Raw genomic sequence first — 22,187 nt, 5'->3', positions numbered from 1 at the left:
CTTAATTCCACGCCTCCCAATCGCCTGGACGTGGTTCACGCGGTAAAGCCCGGTTTGCGGCCGCATCCAGCAGCTTTGTTGCTTGGTAGTTAATCCATTGGCGATACGTGCCACCAATAGAGAAGCCAGTTAAGAGCAGCAGCTTTTGTAACGTGTTTTTATCTAACGAGCGGAGATACAACACGGCGGCTTTAGCATCGCCAGCGGTGATGTGCTGGCGAAAGGTATCTATCGGGGTGGCAGTGTCGTTAGGCGGCGTGTCAGTGGCGAACAGGTCCATGGGAAGCTCCAATTAGCAATGCGTTTGCTTGTCAATAAGCTAACATGGCCACGTATTTACCCTATTTAAATAAAGCTATTTAATAGGTGAGTTTGGATTTTAACATTTGACGTTCTTTACCGAATATTAATTTTAATAATGCTAAGGGGTTTGTTGCGTGTTTACTTTTTCAAATAGAGGTGAAGACCTGGAAGATACAAATTATTGGCGATCAGACCATGCTAAACGAGGCTTGATGTATTTAACAGGCAACGCAGGTGTATGGCGTTTGCTAGTTCCAAACATAGCGCAACAGTTTATTGCTGATATGCGTACGGGCGTGCAGGCAATAATTGAGCCGTCCATTGTTTCGGCTGGCTGCTGGGATGTTGTGTTTGAAGACGACTCACCCACTCCGTTCATGATCACGATTGATCCACGCCAGATAGATCGAGTAATGAAGCCTGGGGAAACCCGGTTAACGGTGTGGACTGAGAGAGGCAAACAAATTGATTTACCTTGCCGGGTGACGGCCAAGACGTAGATGCCAATAAAAAGGGCTGGAACACGTGGTTCTCAGCCCTTAGGACGCGCTTGTGAGCGTTTTAGCGATGTATTGGCCTACTGGCCATAAGGATTCGCAACCGGCGTTCCTTGGCGCTGTGCTGGGGCTGGCGCCTGATTCTGATTCTGGGAGTAGTTCTGGTTCTGAGAATAGTTTTGGTGTTGTTGAGGCGGTGAAGCCTGCTGCGGGCGCTGCTGATAATTCTGCTGCTGGTTCTGCTGCTGATGGCGCTGCTGATTCTGTTGCCCTGTCGTGTTTTGATTGCTGCCATCCAGCATTTGCATATCGTTGGCCACAATCTCTGTACTGTACCGGTCCTGGCCGTTCTGATCTTGCCACTTCCGAGTTTGCAAACGACCTTCTACATAAATCTTTGAGCCTTTACGTAGGTAGTTCTGCACAATTTCCGCGCTCTTGTTAAAGAACACGACACGATGCCACTCTGTTTGTTCTTTTTGCTCGCCAGACGCTTTATCGCGCCATTTTTCCGTAGTGGCCAGATTTACTGTTGCCAGCATGCCACCACCATTCATTGGTTTTACGTCTGGGTCAGCACCAAGTGCGCCAATTAAGATGACTTTATTCACACCGCGCATGTCAATTCCCTCTCGTTAAATGTCTATAGCGAATAAGCTATCAGTCTTTTTTTAAAAGCCTAATTAATTAACGCGACGTGTAATCACAGTGCGTTAGTCGGTGTTTCTTTAACGTCCGCATCTTCCATGAGTTGAATAATGGCCTCATAGCGCTGGATATTGTTCGGGTGCGTCGCCAGGAGGTCGAACGTGGGTTCAAATGAGCCCACTAAATACTTGAAGAAATGTAATCCTGGCGCGGTACCTTCATGGTGCACAGCAAACCGGTCTGCCCGGAACTCCATGCGTCGGCTTACCCAGCGATCCGCGGCTAAAAAAATCAAGCTCCCGAGCGATTGCCCTAACCATGCAATGAACGACAGGGCTCTAAACACAAGGTAAACCGGCCATACAATGAGCCGAAGCAGCGGGATGCGCGCCAGCAACCGGAGAATGACGTTCATGATTCGTAAGCGGACGGCATCGAGCAGCCGGATGCTCTTAAACGCCAAGAGCCATAGCGTAGTGCTTTGCGTGTCGCCAAATCGTATGTGACCGACTTCATGGGCGATTACCCATTGGACGATCGCTGGCGGTTGGGCAAATAACCCATCAGATACCACGATGACGTGGCGGTTACGGGGTGAGCTCATTACAAATGCCATAATGGACGCATGAGGCACAGTGCGCACTTGAACAGGGCCTGTCATGTACTGTTGTGCCAAACCATTCACGTAGCGCTGATAAGTATGCTGAGGCGGTAGTCGAACGCCAGGATGACCACACACTGCTTTGACCCGGTAACCCAGGGGAAGCGACGTGGTAAGAATGCCTAATGCCAGGATGCCGGCAGTCATTAGTGCAAGCGATGCCCACATAATCCACAGGTCACCGGGTGGGATCGGGATGCTCTGCCCACCTAACGAAAACGGTGGGTACTGCCAGAGAGGCGCCAGCAATGGCCAATCAGGTAGCCAGAGATAGGGATACTGCCAGCCAAACCACTCGCCTAGATACGACCACGCTTCACGCACCAGCCAGATCGGCAGCATTGTCACCGTGACCAGGGCGATTAGAATCCCGCCGATGGCTGCGCTCATGCGGATTAAACCCAACGACATAGTGACCCACTCCTAAATTTGGTTGGAATGGGCCATTGTGTCTTAGGTAACGGGGTTCTAGTGGGGGGCTACCGCGCCTTTAAAGGCGCTATGTGGCGCCAGCTGTAATTAAATGGCTGATTAGGCGAAATCGTAGCCAATGACAAAGCCAGGTGTGACTTTACGTGCAGCTTTGCGCGCTATCAGTACGGTGCCGACGAGAATGCAGGCCGCTAGGGGAGTGAACAGGATAGAGAAGCCAAACGTGGCGTACCCGTGTAGGTGCTGAACGAGCAGTATATGGCTTAGCAATACGGCCCCCAGGACAGCAAGTGAGGCAATGAACCCCTTGCCGGGATCTTGTATGAGCGAAGTAGGTCTGGTGAGTAGCAGCGTCGTTAATGGCCACAAATGAAAGAGCGCCTGCCCTACCCCACCATCGACAATGATAAGTAGCGGGTAAAGGACACCAACGATAATTCCTGCATAAACCGCATAGCCCCACCAAGTGGGTCTGTTCGTTGCTTTCAATGTCAGTCTCTTTATTAGTGTACCAAGCCGCCTACCGGCAAAAAGCAATTTCCAAAGCCTGATGATAGCGTTCTATCTGCTATCTGTTTCTTAAAGCCACCTGTTCGGTGTTGACTCGCCTATGCTCAAGCGAAACATTCTACTTATAACAAGCCACCTATACGGTGAAATCATTATTGAGTTTATACGAACGGACTTACTTAACCCGTTCAAATAATACATGAAAAGGGGCTTTATAAAACCCTAGTTATTGTCTCCAGGTTATATTTAGCGGCGTCTCGCACATTTAATTAGGCATTTAAACTTTGGATGCTAATGTGAAAATACAACTTACTAACACACTAAATGAGACCCTACATGGCCCAGCTAAACCACCACATCACACCGGAACACCAACAGGAGCTACGCCTGGGTACGGTCAAATGGAGTGCCGATAGAACCATGGCACATTGCGGCCATCTGCGTGGTGACATTATGTGGTCTGAAACCCGTGTGGGTTGGCGCACCCCTGAATCAGATGAGGCGAAATGGATTGATACCCGGCTGGGCGTTGTATCTGAGTTGGTGGCTAAGCAATACGATGCGATTGCCCGTGAACACGTCATTGAAAGCCTGCAGCGCATGGCATCGAAAATTTGCGCAGAGGTGCTTGATAACGCCGACTATACCTACAAGGCGCTGGTTATGGAGGGTGCTTAACCCCGCCTTATTCACGAGGGCGCTGATTGAGCGGTCTGAAGGTACTGGCTGTTGGCATTGCTTATCAGGATTCGCATCTTCAGCGCGAGTGGCTGTTGAGTAATGCCAGAACGCAGCCCTTTTCCTACTTACTTATAGCTCTTTGGAATCAATGGCGGCCGTCCAAGCAGCCGTGATCGCCGACCGCCGCTCCGGTCGCTCGCTTTCTGATGCTGTGGTGGTCTCGCAGGAGCGTCAGCTCAGTGCGGTCAGCTTCGGCAGCCCCTTAAGCAAGGTCGGCCACCACTTGTCGGCAGCGGCTCCGAGATGAACCGTGATTCGCCGAGCGTGCAGCCTCAGCGTGGCGGCGACCTTCAGCACCTGCTCGCGCATCCGGCTGAGGCTCCAGCCTTGCCGGGTCTGCCGCTCCAGCAGGCAGCGCAGGCCATGCAGGACCTGGTAGGCGTAGAGGCTGAGCAGCAGGCTCACCTCGTTGCGGGCCATCACGTCCTGAACGGTGGAGGCGCCACGATCGGTCGACGAGAGGTGCACGTCCAGCGCCGACTTCACCTCGCCCATGTGCGCCTCGGCGCTGCCGCGCTTGCGGTAGAGCGCCAGGACCTTCTCCGGCGGCCAGTCGAACTTGCCGAGGTTGGTGACCAGGAAGAAGGCATGCAGCAGCAGGTCATCGGGGCGTTCCTGCACCACCAGCACCACGCGACGCGGTGCCGACCAAGAGCCCGCTTGATACTCCAGATCGTGGCACCACTCGCGAGGCTGCTCGGGTGGCCGGCCGGGTGGCCGCTTCAGGTGCGGTGCCGCCAGCTTCTGCAGGCCGGAGTGACTGCGCAGTCGGCCCAGGTACTCGATGTCGCGCTCTTCCAGGGCCTCCAGCGTCGCGTTGTCGGTGAAACCGGCGTCGATGCGCACCCGAACCTGGGCGCCGGTGCTCTCGTTGAGTCGCTTCACCAGGTGCGGGATCCAAGTGTCGGCGTTCTCGGCCGGGCCGGCGTTGCCCTCGCGCAGCAGCCCACCCACCATGTCGCCGGTCTCGGCCAGCGAGGCGACCAGCGGCGAGTAGATGCGGGCCCCGTAAAGGCCATGATAGGCCGACCCGCCCTGGTGGCCATGCACCTTGATCGGCAGGCCGTCGATGTCCAGCGTCAGCTGCTTGGGACGTTCACCGTTCTGCAGCGAGGTCAGGCGCCAGACCACCAGCCGCAGCAGGCCTTCGTGCACGGCATCGATATTGTCGTTACGACCGAGGCAGCTCAGCAGCCGCGACAGCGTGGCTTGAGACGGCCGGTCCTGGGCCAGGGGCGTTGTCCCGCGCGCATCGCTGCAGGCCAGCTGCCAGAGCGGATCACGGCGCAGCGTGTCGGTATCGCTGAGGTCGATCCAGCCCATCGCACGCTGCAGCACCAGGGTACGCAACTGGCTGGCCAGCGAATGAAGGATGCGCAGCGGGTGGCGTCGATCGACCAGATTGTCTTCCAGCGCCTCAATCACGCCGCTGTTGTCGAGGGCCTCACGCAACAGCAGAGCGCCGCTGTCGCTGGTAGTGCGCTGGCCGCTCAGCTCAACACGGACAGAGCCGTTGCATGAGGGCGTCCAGGTGGATAGGCTTTCACCCATAGCGGATGGCTCTCTTGGTTCAGATTCTTGCCGGAACGTTCTGATTTCTCAAGAGAATACCATCCGCTATCTTCGTTTTCAGGTCGGCCTCATGAATAAGGCGGGTTAACGTGACTGTGCTGCAACAAGGAAAGGTCCAGCAACCTGATTATTGGTACGAACATCATCATCTACTGCAATCAGGCATGATCTTCGAGCTTGAGGATGGTGGTGTAGTGCAGCTTGATCGACCTGTGCCTGGGGATGGTACGGACTGGTATGTGTTTGATTGGACCGATGGCTGGGGCGGTCGTGATGGCGGTTGGGCAGCCTATGACACGCGGATACACCCCACGGATTTGCGTCAGCTGCTACCCAGCGCTCCCACTCATTAACGGGCTTTTCTGAAAGGGATTAATTTCAATGTCTGAATACTTAAGCTGGGAAGCTGGCATTATTGATGAAATCGCGGCCACGTTAGAGGTCACCTACTCCGACGCTACCGGTATTGTCGGAGCACAACCATTCTACATGGCGCAGTCCTGGAGCAAGGGGATGGATGCAAAAGCTACAGCACAAAAAATCATAGCAGAGAGCGAAAAGTAAGCTGCTCTCAAAAGGTGTCGATAATGGACAATAACCAACGGTTAAAGGCCCTCGCCCATGCCATGCGCTTAGATCGTGCCGATATAGCAAAGGCCTGCAAAGCGGGCGGATATGATAAAGCCTCTAGGGTAAAGTCCGATCACTGGCTGCGTGGCGCCGGTAAAGAGCTCAACAAGGGTCCAGCATATACACCCACTGGTTACACCGACTATGAGCCTATGCCCGACCTAGCCTTTGATGCGTTCTGCATTGGCGTGAAACACATATTGGACGATGCGGAAAAGGCGGATGCGGTAGAGGCTGATCACGATGAATGAAACACGCCATACAACGGTCGCTGAGCTGGCGCTACACCGTTTTAGGGTCACGGACATGGCTACACATGGAGTGGTGTTTGAAGCTAGTAGCATGGCCTCCTTCGTCCATGAGGCGGCTCTTTGGGAATCTGCTAAAAATACGTCAAATAGTGCAAATCACATGGTTAAACACACATCAGGTCTTACCCAATTCCTGAATGCCCCGCCAGACGTAAAGCGCCAGCCACTTACCATTGTGCGATAACCGGCTGGCTTACCCTCTCCCCGCTTGTAACACCTAAGGTCGCGCATCGTTATGCGTGGCCATCTTCAAGCAAGCCCCAATCAATAGCGCGCTGCTCGCCATAGCTTTCAAAGATCCCTTGTTGGGTTACATCGACAAACAAGGTCGCAGACAAGCCCGTCGCTCGCGTGTACTGAATGCTCACCGACTCCCCCGCAAAGGCTTCGCTCAGTGACGCCTTAAGCTCAGACAGGCTGTTGCACCCTACCCGCCTGGAGAACTGGCGAATGGTGAAGCGTGGTAGATCGGGTGTCCCATTGGCCATAGCATCCCTTATATCAAGTATCGTTGCGTTGGGTATCAGAGTAAAAAGTCAGGAATGAACGATGGAAAGCCAGGTTCCAGCCCGAGCACGGATAAAGCGGATGTGGTGGTTGCATAGAGGAATTGTTCATTGCCTAAAGCAAATAAAATAAGGCCAAGGTTGGGCAACACCACATAAGTCGTAAATTTTGACCTTACTATATTTTGCAAAAGTATTAAGGAAACCCAAGTCACGTACATAACGTAATGGACCGGGTTTTTCTTGAGCTTATGTTCCATCACATACACGGAGCGGCGCAATATGATGGTGGCCGATAGGCGCTCATAGAGGAAGTTTATTAGTTGAATAACAAGCTTTCTGATAACCACTACCTGTACTGTTAGCAGAAATACAAAGCTTGCCAAAATGCCGACCATCGGCATGATTGCGGCCTTAACCGGCGCTCCCTTTTCCTCCAGGCTATACAGTTTATAAAGACCACGGGCTAGAAAAATTCCTTCTTGGTTTTTAAATATCGCTTGGATATCACTCTTATAAGCTTCGTAGGTATAGTCGTCTCCCATCGTGGTAGGGGGAGGAAGGATTAATCCAATACGATCATGCGTGAGAGCCCCCCACATCATTAAGCGCGTTCCGGCTACGTCCTTAGCGAGTTCATCGGTGTCTATGCCTATGTTGTTAAGCTCGACGCGTACCTCTGCTGCCCTACTATCGACCACCTCCATTAACAGCGCTCGAAACTGTTCATAGCCCTCATAGCGCCAACGGCTAGGCATTGATAGCTCGTACTGGGCAAGATGGTTCGCTAGCTGCGTTCTGCCCCTATTACCGTTCAACACATACCCCATGCCATTACTTGTGCGGTATCTTTCTGGCGTCTTCTCCCAAATTTCCGTCAATATTTTGTCAGCGATGGCGCCCCGCGTCAGGGGCTCACCTCCCGCCATCACAGGGAAATGTTCCCGCGCTACTTGTTGTGCCACGCTTTCATCTGTAAAGGCAGCTAGCTGCGTGAATAAATAGCCGCGATAGTAGTCCTTCATATCGTCAAGAACCGGCTTAAACTTAACGTAACTTTCGCGAGATAGCAGCTCCCTACCTATTTCCAGAAGCGCTTCATCATTGCCTTGTAGTTGCTTGTAGTATTCGGTGGGGAACCCCATCAGGGTTAATTTCCCTGGTAGCAAGGCTGTTTTAATTCTCGCTTCAAGGCGATTATCCGCGTTTAGAAACGTCTGCCCTCCATCGCTACTGTTGGCTAGGCGGTTGGCGAGCATAAGTGAAGCAATCGCTCGGTTCTGTGTATCGGCGGATCGCGTCTCAGCCCACACATCGACAGCGAGACGTTGGCCGTAAAAGAACACTAAAAAGGCGATTAAAAACACCGCCACCCGGTTAGTACCTCGAACGGATACCCATCGGGCAGTGGCAAGACCGAAACCTAGCGCCGCGAGTAGTGGAGCCTGTGTTTCTACATGACTATTAGCGACCAGGGACTCCCCGGAAGACATTAAGTGGATCAACGCGGTATTAAGCCAAAGCTGGATAACGACGATGGCGCCAATGCCAGCATAGAAAAGCGTTCTCCACCACGCGGGGGTAGTCTGGGTAGCAGCTCCCACAAAGGACCCGCAAGCAGCGATTGCCGCAAACCACTTCCAATCTACCCAGATCATGAGAATAGCGATGACTAAAATACAGAAGATGCTTAAGCCCTGTATCCAATCCTCGTCGTCATTCCTTCGGGCGCTTTTATCAATGTCCAAAGCGACAAAGATGGCTAATATTCCTGAGAAGACAAATAGGGCTATGCCAAAGAAATAACAAACAAGTGCCACTAAGGTGAGCAGGAAATGATGCCCCGTTAGATATTCAGCGACGGCACAAAGTACGGCGCCAGCAGAGACAATGCCGAGCCGAACCAGCCAAGCATTATTTAAATTTTTTAAGCCAGAGTAACTTTGTAGCGTCGCCACGTAATAATCCCTTGTGTTCTAATTTTATAGGTAATGCGCCATCTAGCTGTTGAGTCGTAGAACGGCATCTGGTTAACGTCGGCTTACTGCCGTTTATCTTTACGTCTTAGGGGGGATGGGCTAGGTAATGTGGGTAGAGCAAGGGTAGCGATACATACGGGGCTACACCTGGGTATCGCTAAGCGGGATAGACTTTTCCAATAGCGAGATCATGCGGCCCCCTGGCGGTCGCTTTCTACCGGCTGCTCTCGCAGAAAAGACTCGAGTTTTTTGACCAGCTGCTTTCGTTGACGCTGGAGCAGCAACAAGACCACCAGGGCAGACAAGATGGCCATGGCAAAGAGTAGAGCGCTATCGTAATAGCCTGCCATAAATGGCATTACGGCCATGAACAGCAACCCCATGGTGATAATGACGTAGGTGGTGTTACGCACAATTTTGTTCAGCGTTAGCTTCATGCCGGCAATGTCATTTATGGATGTATTACCCACAGTTGTATCCTTTGATTCGTTAGAAAGAAAAGCTTGCCTGAGTATGCAGGTCGCCGTTATCCGCTGCGCCCTCGCCACCCGCTGCAGTTGTGTCAAGTAAGACGTTTTGTAGTGCCGTCACGGACTGATAGAGGTCTTCCGCACTCTCCGGCGTGAGCGTGGTAAACCAGCGCCGTGCGATGGCATCCCCGGCCACATCCCAAGATACGTCGATATCGCGGATAGCCAGCACGCCATCACTCACCTTCCCGCACTTATCACACGAATAGAAACGCAGTTCGGCTTTGCACTTGCGATTCACCTGCATTGTGAGGTCGGCGTTTGCGCCACAGGAACACTGCATAACTCCCCTCCTATTGATTCATAGCCTGTCTTGGCTTTCGTAGTGATCCCAGCCACCCACTGCCACTCGGGCTAGGATATAAGGCGGAATGCCCCGGTCCGCTTTCAGCTTTAGCAATACACGGATCGTATCGGCGTCTTCAACGGTCACGTAGCGTGATGTGTGCTGCGGCGACGATGGCATTAAGCCTAGTGTGAGTCGTCGCCCGGTAGACCCCGCGAAGCCGGTTGTATCGGTGGCAAAGTAATCATCAGTCGCTAGGTCATTGGCCATTGCGGCGTGGATCGGCATTTGCCGTACGCTGTTAAGCCCTTTGCCCGGTGCGTACATCATGGTGCCAAACAGTAAGTGCGACTGCCCTGCATAGCGTCCATCGAAATAGCCACGCCGCGTTGTTTTCTCAAAGCCGCCAAACGTGTTCCGTTCATGCCCTGCCTCGACCGTGAGGTAGATCGGCAACATGGCCAGCACCGGTAATACCTGGCGCAACTGATTGCGCTGATCTTGGGGCCATTGCCTATAGTCGCCAGGATACAGTAAGCCGTCATTGGCAAGCGGGAACCCAAGTGCATCACGGATTAACGCCGCTGCATTCCTCAGGCCGGTAACCCGTATCTCAAGCTCAAGATGCTCCCCCACCACCGTTTGATTGGTGATTTCCGGTTTAAGCTGTGCTTCAAGCTGGCGTCCCGCCTGAACCAGCCGGTAATGCAGGGCATCCCGTAGCTGCAATGGGTCTTGTGTGTTGGTGACTAAGGCCTCTTGCGCCTGAGCAATCTGTTCCAGGCTTACGGAGCGCTGCTCCCAATTGGCTAGTTCATGACGCCAGCGCTCAAAGGCTTGGGCCCGTGCGACCGGATCTCCAAAGCGCTGGTGATCCATCAGTATTCCCCGCTGTTCGCGAAGACGCTGGTTTTCAGTAGCCAGCTGGCGCAATGCAACGGCTTGTTCGTGATTGGTATGCAGTGCCTCGATGCGGCGCTGCAAGCTATCCGGGTCAAGCTGCAGGGTCTTTTCGAGCGTCAGCACCATACGGCCGTGTTCGTTGGTGGCGACCTGTTCCCGCGTATCCAACACCTCGACTAAGCCGCTATTCAAAACGTGAATACTTTCCCCCGCAAAGCCGTCTTGGGTCAGTGTCTGCTCAATGGCGACATATTGGCCGTTTTGCTTAACCGCCTCTTGAATGATGCGATCGGCCAGCAAGGCGCGAGCTATGCTGAGGGTGTCGTTATCATGAAGCACATAGGCGTCGGATAGCGTCACGGTCTGGGCGCTCGCCATAAGCGGCATCAGCGCCAGCGTAGAGACACCAACAAGGCGTTTTAACGACTGCCAGGGTAATGCGTGATACATAGCCATTCCTTTTGGTGCTGGCGCTCTACAGACGCAGTATTAAGTTAGGGGCTATCCGCTAGGGATAGCGCGGCGAGACACAGGTAATAGCGCCAGCCAACGTGTGCTGTTCCCGTGAGGTAATGAGCTCATGGTCTGCTACATACCCGCGCAGCTCTCCAATGGCCCAGATATGCTCTACGTCCGCTTTAAGCCAGTAACCCACTTGGGATTCGTGGCCACCGAGTAACAAGTAGTCTTCCTCGGCGTACGTTTCGAGCCAACCCGCGTGGGCGTTGAGCTGGGAATACTGGCTCTGTCCTGTCACGCAGTACCCGGTGTTGCCTTCGACCCACCCGCCCCGCCTATCCAGATCAAGCGAAGGCGGTGTGGTTTGGCACCCGGTCATGGTCATGAGCATGACTAGGGTGCCGGTGATCGCCACAGTACAGCGAGTCGTCATAGCGATAGCTCGTTAACCAGGGGGCCTGTCAGGGGCATACCCCCTTGTTGGTCTCCCCCTTCGGGGAGATCGTCATCTAAATTGGGCGTTGTGGAATTAGCGGCACGCTCCATTAGCTGCTGATAAGCGCTTTCTAGCTCCCCACGCTGGCCAAAGCCTTGCAAGGCTTCGTTGAAGTCGTCATAGGGCAATTTCACCAGCGTGTAGGCACGGTAACCACGTGGCCCGGACTGCACTTCGCGCATCACGTCTTCTACACCTGCTAGATCGACTTGATTGACGAAGCTGTTAACGATGTAACGGTACTGAGCATCGCTGGAGCCGGTGATGGTTTCTTCCGCAGTGAGCTCGTTCTGAATTTCTTTGGCCACGTCATAGCGCGCCTGGAGGTTGGACTTACGAATGGCGTTGGTTAGATCCCGGCTTTCACCAATACCGACACCGTACATGCCAGTGCCATCAGGCCGTGGCTTGGTCACAATCCAGGCCGGTAGCGTGGACAGCTGTTCATCCCCAGCTGCAATTTGCCGCTCGGCTCTCTTCGCCTCTTGGGCGGTCAGGTGCCGCTCTAGCCGCTCGCTGTCTTCGATGGCTTGCTCCATTGGGGTGTTGCTGCACCCTGCCACCCATAGCCCGGTGGCGACTGCCGCGATAATCCACTTCGATGAAGTCATTGTTCTCTCCTGATTGTTACGCACAGTACGCATCGTGTTCACCCGTAATGCGCCAGCGAAGGGTGGCGGTTAGCTCACGAAGCTTGCCGATGGTGAAGGTTGCGCACCCATCCACGACGATTCGATGCCCGTTGATCGTCACGCGTGGTTCGCGTCCATTCACTTGGTAAAACGTCTCGCGGTACTGCTGTATGACCTGCTGGTGGTAGTTCGTAGTCACTGGGTATCCTTCTAGGGGCATCAATAGACCGAAAGCCATTGATACCCCAATTTTCTCATGGTTTTTGCGGGAGCCTAATTAATTACGAAGTGTACTTGGCGATGCGGAAGTCAAAGGGGTGCATAGAGGGGCTTTAAGGGCTTTAAGGGCTTTAAGGGCGTTATAGCGAGACATATTGCAGGTTTAGCGTCTCGATATAGGGTGCTGTACAGACCAACGCGACGATTATAAACATCGCGTTAGGGTTTGCTGGCGCCAGCGCCAGAAGCATGATCAGCAAACAGCGCTTTGTGCTGTTTCATCAATGCATCTTCACAAGCTTGTAGATGGGCCATTTCCGCCAGTAGGCAGTTAGCGTGCTGAAAGCCTCGCTCTATGCATTCAGCTGCTTGGTGGTCGCCTATATGGGGTGACGTGTCGTAGTCGTAACGGATGCTCTTGCCACCATCAATGCGATCGGCCATTCGCCTTAGCAACCATGCCATTGTCGAGCGCATACCTGCCCCAGGCAGCTTTTGATTGGCCGCTGTGATGCGATGCTTCCATTTGATGGTGTAACTCACGTTCACCTCCCTGTCATTGCGTCTCGGCAATGTGTTGCAAGCTTGTACGGCCAGTCACGGCGGTCGGTTGGCTTATTGGTTTTCTGGGAATGCGGATGTAGCGCAAAACTTCAAACTCGACCGCAGCCGACGCAATTTCTCCTCTATGCAAATAGCTTAGCTGCTGCTGAAAGGTTGCTTCTTTCCGGGGGCCTTGATCACGGCTCCAGAACTCCATGTTGGCGGGAATCCTTATGAGCAAGCCTTGAATCTCAGTTAAAAAGCATTGCCCGCCAAACCCACCCTGCCCGTAAGACGTTTGAGGGTTGGGGTAGAAGGTGGCACGTTCTTCGATAAGGATGCCGGTTGCGGGGTGAACAAAGCTGATAAATACGCTAAAGCACTCATACTGGCTTAAATAACGCATCGCGTCAGCCGTTGCGACGTTGACCACCTCTTGGTCAAAATAGAAAGGAACAACGGACGAGGTGTTTTGACTGTGCGTATTCATCTAATTTTTTCCAGTCGAAGATTGGTCAGCCATTAACTTACCAGCTCATTTTCAAGAGCCTAATTAAATGCACCTGCATCACCGCTCTACCCTAGCGACCATCACTAGGCTGCCGTGGGTGTCTCGGTTTTCACTTCCCCAGTTTTCAAATCCCGAAGGATAGGCGAGCTGTTGGGGTATACAGGCTGGTAGGTGATTTGCTGGCGCTCGATGAGTAAGCGCGTAAAGGGCATTTGCGCATCACGGCATACCTCATCAAGTATGTTATCTCTGCGTACTCGGTCAGGTAATTGGTGGCTACTATCATCCAACTCCATGGCGATAAGTATCTTCTGTGTCACGTCATCGCAGATGATGAAGTCGAAATGCCATTGGCTGATTTGTCGAAACAGGCCGGTGTGGTTCCGCGTCCCTTCCGTATAGCGCTGTGCATTTGGCTGAACCACATCGACTACACGGACCTTGCTGTGAATGCGCAGCTGACCGCTAGGCTGGTTAGGTTCATACCCTAGTTCCACCGCGATGGACGGCAGACGCGCCATAAGGTGGTGGTAGCACCGTTTTTCGTGGTCGGTCATCAAGGTTCGTGTACGCACGTAAGCCTTGCCGTCCCGCAGTAGCTGTTGGCTACGGGTTTCCTGTAGACCATCATTCCGTGCCGGTGCAGCACTGCCCTTACGCCGCTTAGTCCAGCTGTCACGCCAAATAGCTTTGCCAAGGGCCACAGCCCAAAGGGCGTAGGCGAGAGGATCGCTAATGCTCAGCATAAACACCACGCCTCCAGCAATAAGGTAGCCTTGCCAGGGCGCGTTAATGATGGCCTTAGGTAGCCCTCCAATGGGGCGCCTGCGACGTGTAAAGCGTTTACGGGACATAGTGACTAATTTCCTGTGCTTCCTCTGTAGGGCGCCATTCACTGATGCCCGGTATTCCTTTAGTGGAGGATGGGCTTATTGGTGCTGACAGATAGCTCGGCTTGGTGGCCAGCGCCGTGTTCTTCCGCTAGGTGCCCTTCTATGATGGGTTTGCACAAATTGCTAATGTCAGTCACTCGGTCAATCAGTTCGGCTGCCGTGTCGGGGTGACCATAAGCAATCAGGGGCGCTCGGAGCATCATTTCGAGCAATGATGGAATATCTTCATTGCGTGCCACCGCTGAGAGCGCGAACTGTTCGAGAATGGCTGCTGGGGTGGTGAGGAAGAATTCAAAGCCCATCCCCTTAATCATTAAGCGCATTAGCTCGCGTAGCGCGTCATGGCCTGCTACTGGACCCGCTTGGTTACGTGCCGTGAATTTGCGCCAGCGCGTAGTGTCATCATCCTCAAGCTCCTCCAGCTTTGCAGTAATAGCCCGCTCTACTGACTCTGCTGATAAGCGTTCCATTTCCTCTTTGCTCATTTCATCCATCGCCATTTCGTTTAGGTGTCCGTGTCGTTTTGTTGTGATTGCTGGGCTAACCAGTCCTCACGCTTCTCCAGGGCGTCACCACCAATAACCACGGACTCCCAGCAATAGCCCGAATGCTGCGCCCAGGCAGGAGTGCAAGAACCTTCGCAGATCATTTGTTCTATGGTTACTAAGTTGCTCAACGTCATTCCCCGGTCAGTCGTGTTCGTCGTTGGTAAAGCCTCGAAGATGAGGCTGTTGTGAACAGGTTCGCCACTACCCTACCCCAAGATCCTAAAATGCCTAATTAAACAGGTGCCGGTGACACGCTGGCGCTGGATGCCACTTTGTTAGGTATGAACATTGGTGCCGTAGTGTTGGTTACTACCAGTTTACGGGCTAAGGCGAATATGGCGGTGTGGCGTGATGGCCCTTATGGGTAAGTTAGGAGCTGCCGGCTAAAAAAGACGATGGTTGAGACAGGCGAGTTAATTAGGCTTCATGATTTTCGATGATAAGGTGAATTCATACCTGGCAGGTGGTCTTGCCGACTGCCTTCCAGCTCAACATTCAATAGGGGATTCACCACATGACCATGGCTCAAGCTCAATCACTCGACAAGTTACACCGCACCAAGCAAATGGAGATCGGCAAGGGGAACATGTTCCAGGTTCGCCCCATTGACCTTCTTGAGCAGGAGGGGTTTAACCCGCGTGATTACAGCAAGCCGGATACCGTGGCTCACATTCGTCAGTTGGCAGATGCTTACAAGAGCGGGCAGTTTGTTCCCCCAGTGGTCGTAAAGGTCATCGACGGTCAGATCTACATTAGGGATGGCCATTGCCGTCGCCGTGCAATGCTGTTGGCGATTGAAGAAGGTGCAGACCTTGGATTGCAGCCGGTGCAACAGTTCACAGGTGACGATAACGATGCAGACCTGTTCGTGGTCACTAGCCAAAGCGGTAAGAAGCTGACGGCCACTGAGCTAGCGTTCATGTACTCCCGCATGGTCAACCGTGGCAAAACAGAGGCAGAGATCGCAAAGGCAGTGGGCAAAACGCCACAAAACGTTGGCCAGTACCTAACGGTGCATCAGATGCCCTTGGAGATTAAGCAGCTCATTGATGAGAACGTTGTCTCTATGAGCCTTGCACTGGAAACGTTCAACGAGTTTGGTACTGCGGCGATTAATATGCTGGCAGAGGGTGTGGAGGTCTCTTTGAAAGCGGGCAAGAAGAAGCTGACCAAGAAATCGTTGGTGGCACACCAGGAGGCGAATGGCCATGCGACGGTCAAGCCTAAGATCACGAAAAAGGTAATTTCTAAAATGAGTGAGCATGCCGCAACGTGGGGCCCCAAGTTTGCCGACCTGGAGTATGACGAATCCGATATGACGACCGTGCAGCTTACAAAAGAGGAAGTGGAGGCGCTGGTTGCCTTGCGTGAATTGCTGGCGCCCAGTGAGACGGCTCAAGCTGGCCCGGTGGAGGCACCTACGGACGAATCGGGCCCACTAGTTAGGGTAGCCTAATGGGAGGGCCGTACCGGGTTAAAAGGCCGGTAGACGGTAAGCGTCGAGTAGAGAGGTTTGGTGTGTTGGTAGCGATGCTGTACGAGACTAGCGCCAGCGATACAGGGCATACACCAGAGGCGCCATGGTGCCTTGAGACGGTCCAAGGACGTATGGAGCGTTACGGTTATTATGATGAGGCCCGATCAGCTGCTTACAAGCTATAAGCCATTAATGCGGTATCGTTCATGAGAGCCCTGGCGAATGCGCTGGGGCTTTTTAGTTTGTGGTTTGCTACATCGCAATAAAAGAACCCCGCACATGGCGGGGCTCTCATATCAATAAGGTGATAGGCCTATTGATGGATGGTGCCGTTCTCTTTAAACAAAGCAATGTTTCTTCTGCAGAGGGTATCGAAGATATCTGTTCGTGACGCAATTTCCGCTTCACTCAAATTCTTAGGGAAGGTTCCGACTGCCCCAACCGATGGCCCAGTCACCTCCCCCAGGAAATCCGTCACATCTGCATTGTCATAGGTATACGCAAAGTATTCATTCAATGCGGTCTCAACCTGTGTTTTGGAGGCGCCATGTTTTTGAAGGTAATAGGATAATGCGACATTCTCTGTATATACGTGGCACAGCTCGTCTTCCGCGTCTAAACCACTTTGGGCATGAACCGGGCTTGCAAATAAAGCTGCGGCCGCTAGTGCTGGAAGTAAGGAGCGTTTAGCCGTAACAAGCAATTGTGAATTCAAGAATTTCATTCGGTATGGGTCATCCAGTTAGGGTTAAGTTAAATTACCATTTAAGCAATATCTGTTCAACGCATCGGGTCCGCTATATCGGCATAGGGCAAGCGGCTCACCTCTCGAACAATGCAAGCCAGTCATGTATGCACCACTGGATCAAGCATCGGTGCATGCCCCACAGGTCGCTACTCGTTCTATTCCTAAGTTCGTTTGCACTGCATGCAGTGCACTTTCGGAAATATCGGTACCGGCACAGCAGGCCCCTACTCGTTCGATTCCTAAGTTCGCTTGCACTGCATGCAGTGCACTTACACTGAACACACCACGGCGATTTTTAGGGGTGAGTGTTTAGGTAAGGGATTGAGCCTTTCTATCCGCGATCAAAGGCGATGTAACGTTGGCTAACAGGTCTCCCTTTGCGTTGAGGTCAATTGCCTCAAAGATGAGTATCCCATACAAAAGAGGAATGCCTAATTAAATGAGACGCGCTTGGCGGGCGGTGTTGCTCTCATGCCCCAGGCTTTACGCTGGTGGTCCTAACGGAATGCTTTGCTTATCGTGAGCCGTTCGACCAATGCTATGCCGGATCGCTAATAAGCTGATCAATGCCTGGTTATATAGTGACGTAACAATCCTAAGTTCGTTTGCACTGCATGCAGTGCACTTCTACTTCGCTTTTATGATCGGCAGTTCGTTCCAGTGCGTCGTATACCGTGGCGAGCGATGATTAACTTTGGCCTGGCTTGCGCCGTTGCTACGCGGCAAGCCGATCTTGATGGTGCCTTTACCCATGGTGGCATTAAGTTTGTCCATTACGCCCATCAGCCGTTCGCGTTTGGCATCTTCTACATAGTCACTTTGTTCACCTAGTGCTAACTGCCGGTGCTGCTTGCTTTGTAGATCCATCAGCATGACCCCAGCTTTTTGATAGCCGAATCCACGTCGGTAAATGCTCTGCAATCCACGTTGGGCAGCAGCATTCAATGCGAGGGTGTCGTCAGTGGCAGGCTCTAAGGGCACTACGATACGGTTGGAATACTGAGGTGAGCTTGTGTGGAATGAATTTGTCCGTATGAAGACCAGAAGGGCGCTAGCAACGCTTTTCTGTCTACGTAACTTCTCAGCTGCCCGCGAGGTGTAGACACGCACGGCTTCGGCTACATCGGCTTGTATGCCAGTCGTTCGCCCAAATGAGCGTGAGACCATGATGCGTTGGCGCGGATGGTCCATATCTTCAATCTGTATGGCGCTATAACCACGTAGTTCCCAAATGATCCGTTCGTTCACAACACCTAGCTTACTGCGTATAAGCTTTGGATCAGCTTGTCGAAGGTCATAGGCATTTTTAATGCCCATCAATTCAAGCTTACTGGCTGTACGGTGGGCAATACCCCAGAGATCGTTTGTCGCTTGCTTCATTAGTAGTTGGCGGGTTTCTTCACTGTCTGTTTCGAGCTGACAAACACCGTCGCGCCAGGGCTGTTTCTTGGCTGCCCGAGTAGCGACTTTGGCAAGTACCTTCGAGGAGGCAATACCAACGGATACACGTATCCCCGTCCATTGATATATGGTTTCGCGTATATTTCTGCAGTGCGTTTCTAGCGTGTCGGTTGGATAGCCGATAAGCGAACAGAAACTTTCGTCAATTGAGTACACCTCAACGTGCGCCGTCATCATTCTGAGAATTTCAGTGATGCGTCGTGCCATGTCACCGTAAAGGCAATAATTTGAAGATAGGAATACTGATTGTTGTTGTATGTGCTTAGGCAACAAATGGCGTGGTGTGCCCATCTCTACACCGAGAGCTTTCATTTCATCTGATCTTGCGACAATACATCCGTCGTTACTCGACAATACCCCCACTGGGATTCCTTCCAAGCGCGGATTGAATGCTCTCTCGCAGGAGACGTAATAGTTATTGGAGTCAAGTAGCGCGTACATAACGTTAGGCGCCTGGGTAGGCGTTGATTACGTGCGTCACAACACCCCAACAAACCGCGTCTTGGCAATCTAGCAGAATAGGCGGGTACTTGGGGTTGTGTGCTACTAAACGTGGTGTGGGCGACTTCTCAAACCGTTTCACGGTGAGGTCACCATTAAGACACACCACTACAATGCGTCCATGCTCAAAGGATAGGCTGCGATCTATGATCAAAAGGCTGCCATCGTAAATGCCAGCACCTATCATTGAGTCACCTTCGGAGCGGGCCATGTAGGTAGCCGCTGGGCGCTTAATGAGATGTTCGTTAAGGTCTAATGGGGGCTCAAGAAAATCATCGGCAGGGCTGGGAAAGCCTGCTCTAACTGCACAGCCAAACATAGGGACTGTCTGCTTTACGGCCTGGGGATATGTGTTAATCGGCCATACGGTACTGATGATTGTCATGGGGCACGCTGCATATAGGTATGTATGAACATACAGTATATACAGGAGTGCCAACGTGACAAAGAGCGGATGTTCTTGGTGCTACTCGGACATACTCAGTAAACGACATACCTGGGCCATGCGCCGGTCATTCTCGTACTCAGCGTTATGGTCGCGTGAGTGCATCACAAGATCAGGTAGTTTCGATTGGACCGCGCAGCCAGCCGGAGACGTTTCAAACTCCTTTTGTGACAGCTGTTCAATATGTTCGAGCGAAACATTGTACTTGGTGGCTAGTTCTTTCAATGATGCTGGAGGTACCGGTTGAGCAGTCTGAGCCAGTGCTTTCACCGATGGGTTGTCTTTGGGTGTACGTAACGCAATGACTTCCAGCTTGATCAGTATGTCGCGACGTTCATCCGTTAATTCAGAAGGGCGTAACGGTACGCTTCCTAGACCTAAAGCAAAAAGAGCAAATTCACCGAGGTCACCGGCATTCGCTGTGCGGATCAAACTTAGGGCGTGTGCAACGTCCTCACGATCGTACGCACTGTTGGCTGGCATTATATCGTCAGCAATTTGTTCGTCTGTGGCTGATTGAAAACGATGCCACAACTCCAAGCGCGTTAATGTCATACGCTCGGTTACCGCCTGGAAACACCACTCGGTCAGAAAAGAAAAAGGTTCCATGTATTGCCTCTTGCTTTTTATAGTCTCATTACGCGGGCGCTTTTCGGGTTAGTGACGGTGAAATGACCACAACCTTATTACCCACCCTACAGATAATAGTGTTATGAGCAGACAAACGCCATTCCGAAACTGTTACCTTCTTACAAATTTGCAAAAAGTCACAATGCGTGCGGCTGGTAAGACCTGAAATTGCCCCTTTAGTTCACCCATAAAAAAATGCCACCGAAGTGGCATAAGCTTACAAAGCAAGGGAATCAGAGACCAAGCAGCTGTAATCCCTTTCCAACCCACTCATAAGGCATCGCCATGTGCTCTGGCCAGAGGTGCATAGCAGCCATCGTCATCACACCACCAAGTAAAATACCGCTGAACGAACTGCGCATAAGAAATAATCCTGCCCCGATAATGAGAGCTGGTACTGGAATAGGCATGAAAGCCTCCGCTTAACTATCGCGCTGCATCATCTGGCGCATGGCTTGAACAAAGGCCTCAGTAGGCTGGGCTCCACCAAGAATCTGTGTTTCACCTGTCACGTTATCAACGAGTACCGTTGCTGGAGTACCTGAAATACCCATAGAGCGCGCCAGGGTGGTTGAAGCTTGGATATCTTCAATGTGCGTACCACTCGATACGCATGAATCAAAGTCTGTCAGGTCGGCACCTACTTCCTGGGCGAGTGCTCTTAGATCTCCGGCACCTTGACCATTGCTGCCAGTGCGTTCGTATATTTCACTTAAATAAACCCAGAACGATTGGTTACCCAATTGATCACCAACACATTCTGCAGCCTGGGCTTGCTTTATTGAACGCTCACCCATCACCGTTAAGTGTTGATATTCCCAATTCACATTACCATTACTCGCTTCAACAATTCCTTTTGGGGTGGAATGAAAGCGTTTGCAATAGCCACACTCTGTATCAGCGTACTCAACGAGCGTGAACCGGGCTTCTGGACTTCCATATAACCAGTTATCGCCATCCCAATCATTAGAGGCTTGGGCATAACGAGAAAACATTGATTCTCGAATTTCGGCTGCTTCACGATCTTGCATAGCCATGAGCGAGCGTTGAACGGATTCATCAAGTTCAGCACCTGAGAGCCCTTGGTTATTCGCGAGGCTTTGGATCGAAGCTGTAAGTTCGCTCATTGCCTTGCTCTGTTGAGTAATAGACGTGAAGGTATAGGCGCCTAAAGCAATAAAGGCACCAACTCCTAACGAACAACCAACTATTACAAGACGCTTATTCATAACAACTCCTAATTAGTAAAAGGAAGCACAAAGAGAAAATAGGTCAGCAGATTTATCGCGATGCCAGCTAACCCGATAAGTAACAACCACAGAAACCCAGACACTAAAGAGATTTTTGAAAGCTTGAAGGCATGAGGCAATGAAAAACCAATTGCCGTGATGATCGAAGGTATAAAACCCATTTGATAAAAGAGAATGGATTGAACATGCACAGCAAAAAGAGACACCGAAGCTGCTATAAATGCCGAACGGTCACCAAGCTTTACATTCTCTGTCATATCACACACTCCTAACAATCAGGTTATATTGTGGAGGTAACAAATTAAGTATTTGAGAAAATATCGTCTCATCCTCAGGAGTTACTTTGCCGTTGGTTAATTCTTGCAGAGCAAGCTCTACAATATTTGAGCCCCCTGAAAACCTTACCCAAGTACCGTTAGTGGATACATCTCTACTATCAGCTTCCATCAAAGTGTAATATGGCCGCTTGGCAGAGAGCATCTTTTCAAGTTCATTGATGCGAATAAGGTTTTTGACATAAGCGATTTCGTTACTATCTACACCATAAAGAGGAATGATAGAAATACGCTTATCTTCGATAATCGTTGGAGACTTCATAGCACTATCAAGTAGTGCTTTAGCATTTACCTGAATCCGTGAAGCCGGCGCCGACACTTTCCCTATCACCGCCAGCGAGCACTTTTTGATCATTCGCCCCGTGCAAGTTGGCTTTCGCAAGCCCGTTATTGCCAAAACCCACCGTGCTGATCGGTGCTGACGGCCCGTTTTGTCATGCCTTTCCACCCGCCAGGCACGACATATCTGGCGATCGCGTGTCGCTTGGAACTGCTTGTGGATAGAGTGTCGCCGATTGACGGTCAGCATG

At 52.0% G+C, this 22,187-nt stretch carries 31 protein-coding genes; 6 read left to right on the top strand and 25 right to left on the bottom strand.

Annotation, left to right across the window (positions count from 1 at the left end):
- Position 1 precedes the first annotated feature (1 nt).
- A complete protein-coding gene (locus tag KO116_RS23855; protein ID WP_035565681.1) occupies positions 2-280 on the bottom strand; it encodes a hypothetical protein in 279 nt (92 codons plus the stop codon).
- A gap of 157 nt (positions 281-437) precedes the next feature.
- Here KO116_RS23855 and KO116_RS23850 point away from each other — a divergent pair, with 157 nt between their 5' ends.
- Entirely contained in the window at positions 438-803 is a 366-nt protein-coding gene (locus KO116_RS23850) for a hypothetical protein (RefSeq protein WP_144408673.1), read from the top strand.
- A gap of 77 nt (positions 804-880) precedes the next feature.
- On the opposite strand, the gene ssb is transcribed toward KO116_RS23850, so the two are convergent.
- The 3 genes from ssb to KO116_RS23835 all read right to left on the bottom strand — a co-directional run bounded on the left by ssb (position 881) and on the right by KO116_RS23835 (position 3,030).
- A complete protein-coding gene (ssb, locus tag KO116_RS23845; protein WP_045812356.1) occupies positions 881-1,420 on the bottom strand; it encodes a single-stranded DNA-binding protein in 540 nt (179 codons plus the stop codon).
- Between the two features lie 83 nt (positions 1,421-1,503).
- Positions 1,504-2,520 (bottom strand): M48 family metallopeptidase, encoded by a 1,017-nt coding sequence (locus KO116_RS23840; RefSeq protein WP_035565687.1) that lies wholly within the window; start codon positions 2,518-2,520, stop codon positions 1,504-1,506.
- Between the two features lie 120 nt (positions 2,521-2,640).
- Entirely contained in the window at positions 2,641-3,030 is a 390-nt protein-coding gene (locus tag KO116_RS23835) for a hypothetical protein (protein ID WP_035565688.1), read from the bottom strand.
- A gap of 357 nt (positions 3,031-3,387) precedes the next feature.
- On the opposite strand from KO116_RS23835, the gene KO116_RS23830 reads away from it, so the two are divergent.
- Complete coding sequence (locus KO116_RS23830; RefSeq protein ID WP_035565690.1) at positions 3,388-3,729, top strand: hypothetical protein; 342 nt, start codon at positions 3,388-3,390, stop codon at positions 3,727-3,729.
- 234 nt (positions 3,730-3,963) lie between these two features.
- Here KO116_RS23830 and KO116_RS23825 read toward each other — a convergent pair whose 3' ends face one another.
- On the bottom strand, positions 3,964-5,343 hold the full coding sequence (locus KO116_RS23825) for an IS1380 family transposase (protein ID WP_035564251.1): 1,380 nt from the start codon (positions 5,341-5,343) through the stop codon (positions 3,964-3,966).
- Between the two features lie 110 nt (positions 5,344-5,453).
- Here KO116_RS23825 and KO116_RS23820 point away from each other — a divergent pair, with 110 nt between their 5' ends.
- The 3 genes from KO116_RS23820 to KO116_RS23810 are packed head-to-tail and all read left to right on the top strand — an operon-like array spanning position 5,454 to position 6,245.
- Entirely contained in the window at positions 5,454-5,717 is a 264-nt protein-coding gene (locus KO116_RS23820; protein ID WP_035565317.1) for a hypothetical protein, read from the top strand.
- A gap of 28 nt (positions 5,718-5,745) precedes the next feature.
- Positions 5,746-5,928, top strand: a complete 183-nt coding sequence (locus KO116_RS23815; RefSeq protein WP_035565315.1) for a hypothetical protein — start codon at positions 5,746-5,748, stop codon at positions 5,926-5,928.
- A gap of 23 nt (positions 5,929-5,951) precedes the next feature.
- On the top strand, positions 5,952-6,245 hold the full coding sequence (locus KO116_RS23810) for a hypothetical protein (RefSeq protein WP_035565313.1): 294 nt from the start codon (positions 5,952-5,954) through the stop codon (positions 6,243-6,245).
- Between the two features lie 293 nt (positions 6,246-6,538).
- Here KO116_RS23810 and KO116_RS23805 read toward each other — a convergent pair whose 3' ends face one another.
- The 12 genes from KO116_RS23805 to KO116_RS23750 form a co-directional block, all read right to left on the bottom strand.
- On the bottom strand, positions 6,539-6,793 hold the full coding sequence (locus KO116_RS23805) for a hypothetical protein (RefSeq protein ID WP_035565311.1): 255 nt from the start codon (positions 6,791-6,793) through the stop codon (positions 6,539-6,541).
- A gap of 35 nt (positions 6,794-6,828) precedes the next feature.
- Complete coding sequence (locus tag KO116_RS23800; RefSeq protein WP_035565310.1) at positions 6,829-8,769, bottom strand: hypothetical protein; 1,941 nt, start codon at positions 8,767-8,769, stop codon at positions 6,829-6,831.
- A gap of 209 nt (positions 8,770-8,978) precedes the next feature.
- The gene (locus tag KO116_RS23795) at positions 8,979-9,260 is read right to left on the bottom strand and encodes a hypothetical protein (RefSeq protein ID WP_035565308.1); all 282 of its coding nucleotides are present in this window, start codon (positions 9,258-9,260) and stop codon (positions 8,979-8,981) included.
- A gap of 19 nt (positions 9,261-9,279) precedes the next feature.
- Positions 9,280-9,603, bottom strand: a complete 324-nt coding sequence (locus KO116_RS23790; protein ID WP_035565306.1) for a hypothetical protein — start codon at positions 9,601-9,603, stop codon at positions 9,280-9,282.
- Between the two features lie 18 nt (positions 9,604-9,621).
- Positions 9,622-10,959, bottom strand: a complete 1,338-nt coding sequence (locus tag KO116_RS23785; RefSeq protein WP_035565304.1) for a hypothetical protein — start codon at positions 10,957-10,959, stop codon at positions 9,622-9,624.
- A 58-nt stretch (positions 10,960-11,017) separates the two neighbouring features.
- Positions 11,018-11,401, bottom strand: a complete 384-nt coding sequence (locus KO116_RS23780) for a hypothetical protein (RefSeq protein WP_035565301.1) — start codon at positions 11,399-11,401, stop codon at positions 11,018-11,020.
- Positions 11,398-12,075 carry a hypothetical protein gene (locus tag KO116_RS23775; protein ID WP_035565297.1) on the bottom strand — a complete coding sequence of 226 codons (678 nt, stop codon included), beginning with the start codon at positions 12,073-12,075 and terminating at the stop codon, positions 11,398-11,400. Before KO116_RS23775 ends, KO116_RS23780 begins: the two co-directional genes overlap by 4 nt.
- A 16-nt stretch (positions 12,076-12,091) precedes the next feature.
- A complete protein-coding gene (locus KO116_RS23770; RefSeq protein WP_035565295.1) occupies positions 12,092-12,295 on the bottom strand; it encodes a hypothetical protein in 204 nt (67 codons plus the stop codon).
- A 239-nt stretch (positions 12,296-12,534) separates the two neighbouring features.
- On the bottom strand, positions 12,535-12,858 hold the full coding sequence (locus KO116_RS23765; RefSeq protein WP_052703887.1) for a hypothetical protein: 324 nt from the start codon (positions 12,856-12,858) through the stop codon (positions 12,535-12,537).
- A 13-nt stretch (positions 12,859-12,871) separates the two neighbouring features.
- The gene (locus tag KO116_RS23760; RefSeq protein WP_035565293.1) at positions 12,872-13,348 is read right to left on the bottom strand and encodes a hypothetical protein; all 477 of its coding nucleotides are present in this window, start codon (positions 13,346-13,348) and stop codon (positions 12,872-12,874) included.
- A gap of 104 nt (positions 13,349-13,452) precedes the next feature.
- Positions 13,453-14,223, bottom strand: coding sequence for a DUF2726 domain-containing protein (locus KO116_RS24395; RefSeq protein WP_052703886.1), 771 nt, complete (start codon positions 14,221-14,223; stop codon positions 13,453-13,455).
- Positions 14,224-14,282: 59 nt separating this feature from the next.
- Positions 14,283-14,756 carry a hypothetical protein gene (locus tag KO116_RS23750; protein WP_035565290.1) on the bottom strand — a complete coding sequence of 158 codons (474 nt, stop codon included), beginning with the start codon at positions 14,754-14,756 and terminating at the stop codon, positions 14,283-14,285.
- Between the two features lie 568 nt (positions 14,757-15,324).
- Here KO116_RS23750 and KO116_RS23745 point away from each other — a divergent pair.
- Positions 15,325-16,266, top strand: a complete 942-nt coding sequence (locus KO116_RS23745; protein ID WP_235272591.1) for a ParB/RepB/Spo0J family partition protein — start codon at positions 15,325-15,327, stop codon at positions 16,264-16,266.
- 334 nt (positions 16,267-16,600) lie between these two features.
- Here the strand turns inward: KO116_RS23745 and KO116_RS23740 are convergent, their stop codons facing one another.
- The 8 genes from KO116_RS23740 to KO116_RS23710 all read right to left on the bottom strand — a co-directional run bounded on the left by KO116_RS23740 (position 16,601) and on the right by KO116_RS23710 (position 22,186).
- Complete coding sequence (locus tag KO116_RS23740) at positions 16,601-17,011, bottom strand: hypothetical protein (protein WP_035565287.1); 411 nt, start codon at positions 17,009-17,011, stop codon at positions 16,601-16,603.
- A 651-nt stretch (positions 17,012-17,662) separates the two neighbouring features.
- A complete protein-coding gene (locus tag KO116_RS23735) occupies positions 17,663-18,937 on the bottom strand; it encodes a Y-family DNA polymerase (protein WP_035565284.1) in 1,275 nt (424 codons plus the stop codon).
- Positions 18,938-18,941: 4 nt separating this feature from the next.
- On the bottom strand, positions 18,942-19,382 hold the full coding sequence (locus KO116_RS23730) for a LexA family protein (protein WP_045812355.1): 441 nt from the start codon (positions 19,380-19,382) through the stop codon (positions 18,942-18,944).
- Positions 19,383-19,463: 81 nt separating this feature from the next.
- Positions 19,464-20,051: a hypothetical protein gene (locus tag KO116_RS23725; RefSeq protein WP_035565281.1), complete on the bottom strand. Its 588-nt coding sequence runs from the start codon at positions 20,049-20,051 to the stop codon at positions 19,464-19,466.
- A gap of 254 nt (positions 20,052-20,305) precedes the next feature.
- Positions 20,306-20,482 (bottom strand): hypothetical protein, encoded by a 177-nt coding sequence (locus tag KO116_RS25390; RefSeq protein ID WP_157738130.1) that lies wholly within the window; start codon positions 20,480-20,482, stop codon positions 20,306-20,308.
- A gap of 12 nt (positions 20,483-20,494) precedes the next feature.
- Positions 20,495-21,301, bottom strand: coding sequence for a DsbA family protein (locus tag KO116_RS23720; RefSeq protein WP_235272590.1), 807 nt, complete (start codon positions 21,299-21,301; stop codon positions 20,495-20,497).
- 8 nt (positions 21,302-21,309) lie between these two features.
- Positions 21,310-21,579: a hypothetical protein gene (locus KO116_RS23715; protein ID WP_035565277.1), complete on the bottom strand. Its 270-nt coding sequence runs from the start codon at positions 21,577-21,579 to the stop codon at positions 21,310-21,312.
- A gap of 1 nt (position 21,580) precedes the next feature.
- Entirely contained in the window at positions 21,581-22,186 is a 606-nt protein-coding gene (locus KO116_RS23710) for a hypothetical protein (protein WP_035565274.1), read from the bottom strand.
- Position 22,187 lies beyond the last annotated feature (1 nt).

This window comes from Halomonas sp. KO116 (genome assembly GCF_000734975.2).
In the GTDB taxonomy this organism is placed as follows: Bacteria; Pseudomonadota; Gammaproteobacteria; order Pseudomonadales; family Halomonadaceae; genus Vreelandella; species Vreelandella glaciei.
Note: the sequence above shows the minus strand (reverse complement) of the source record. Positions and strands in the feature narration are given on the sequence as shown.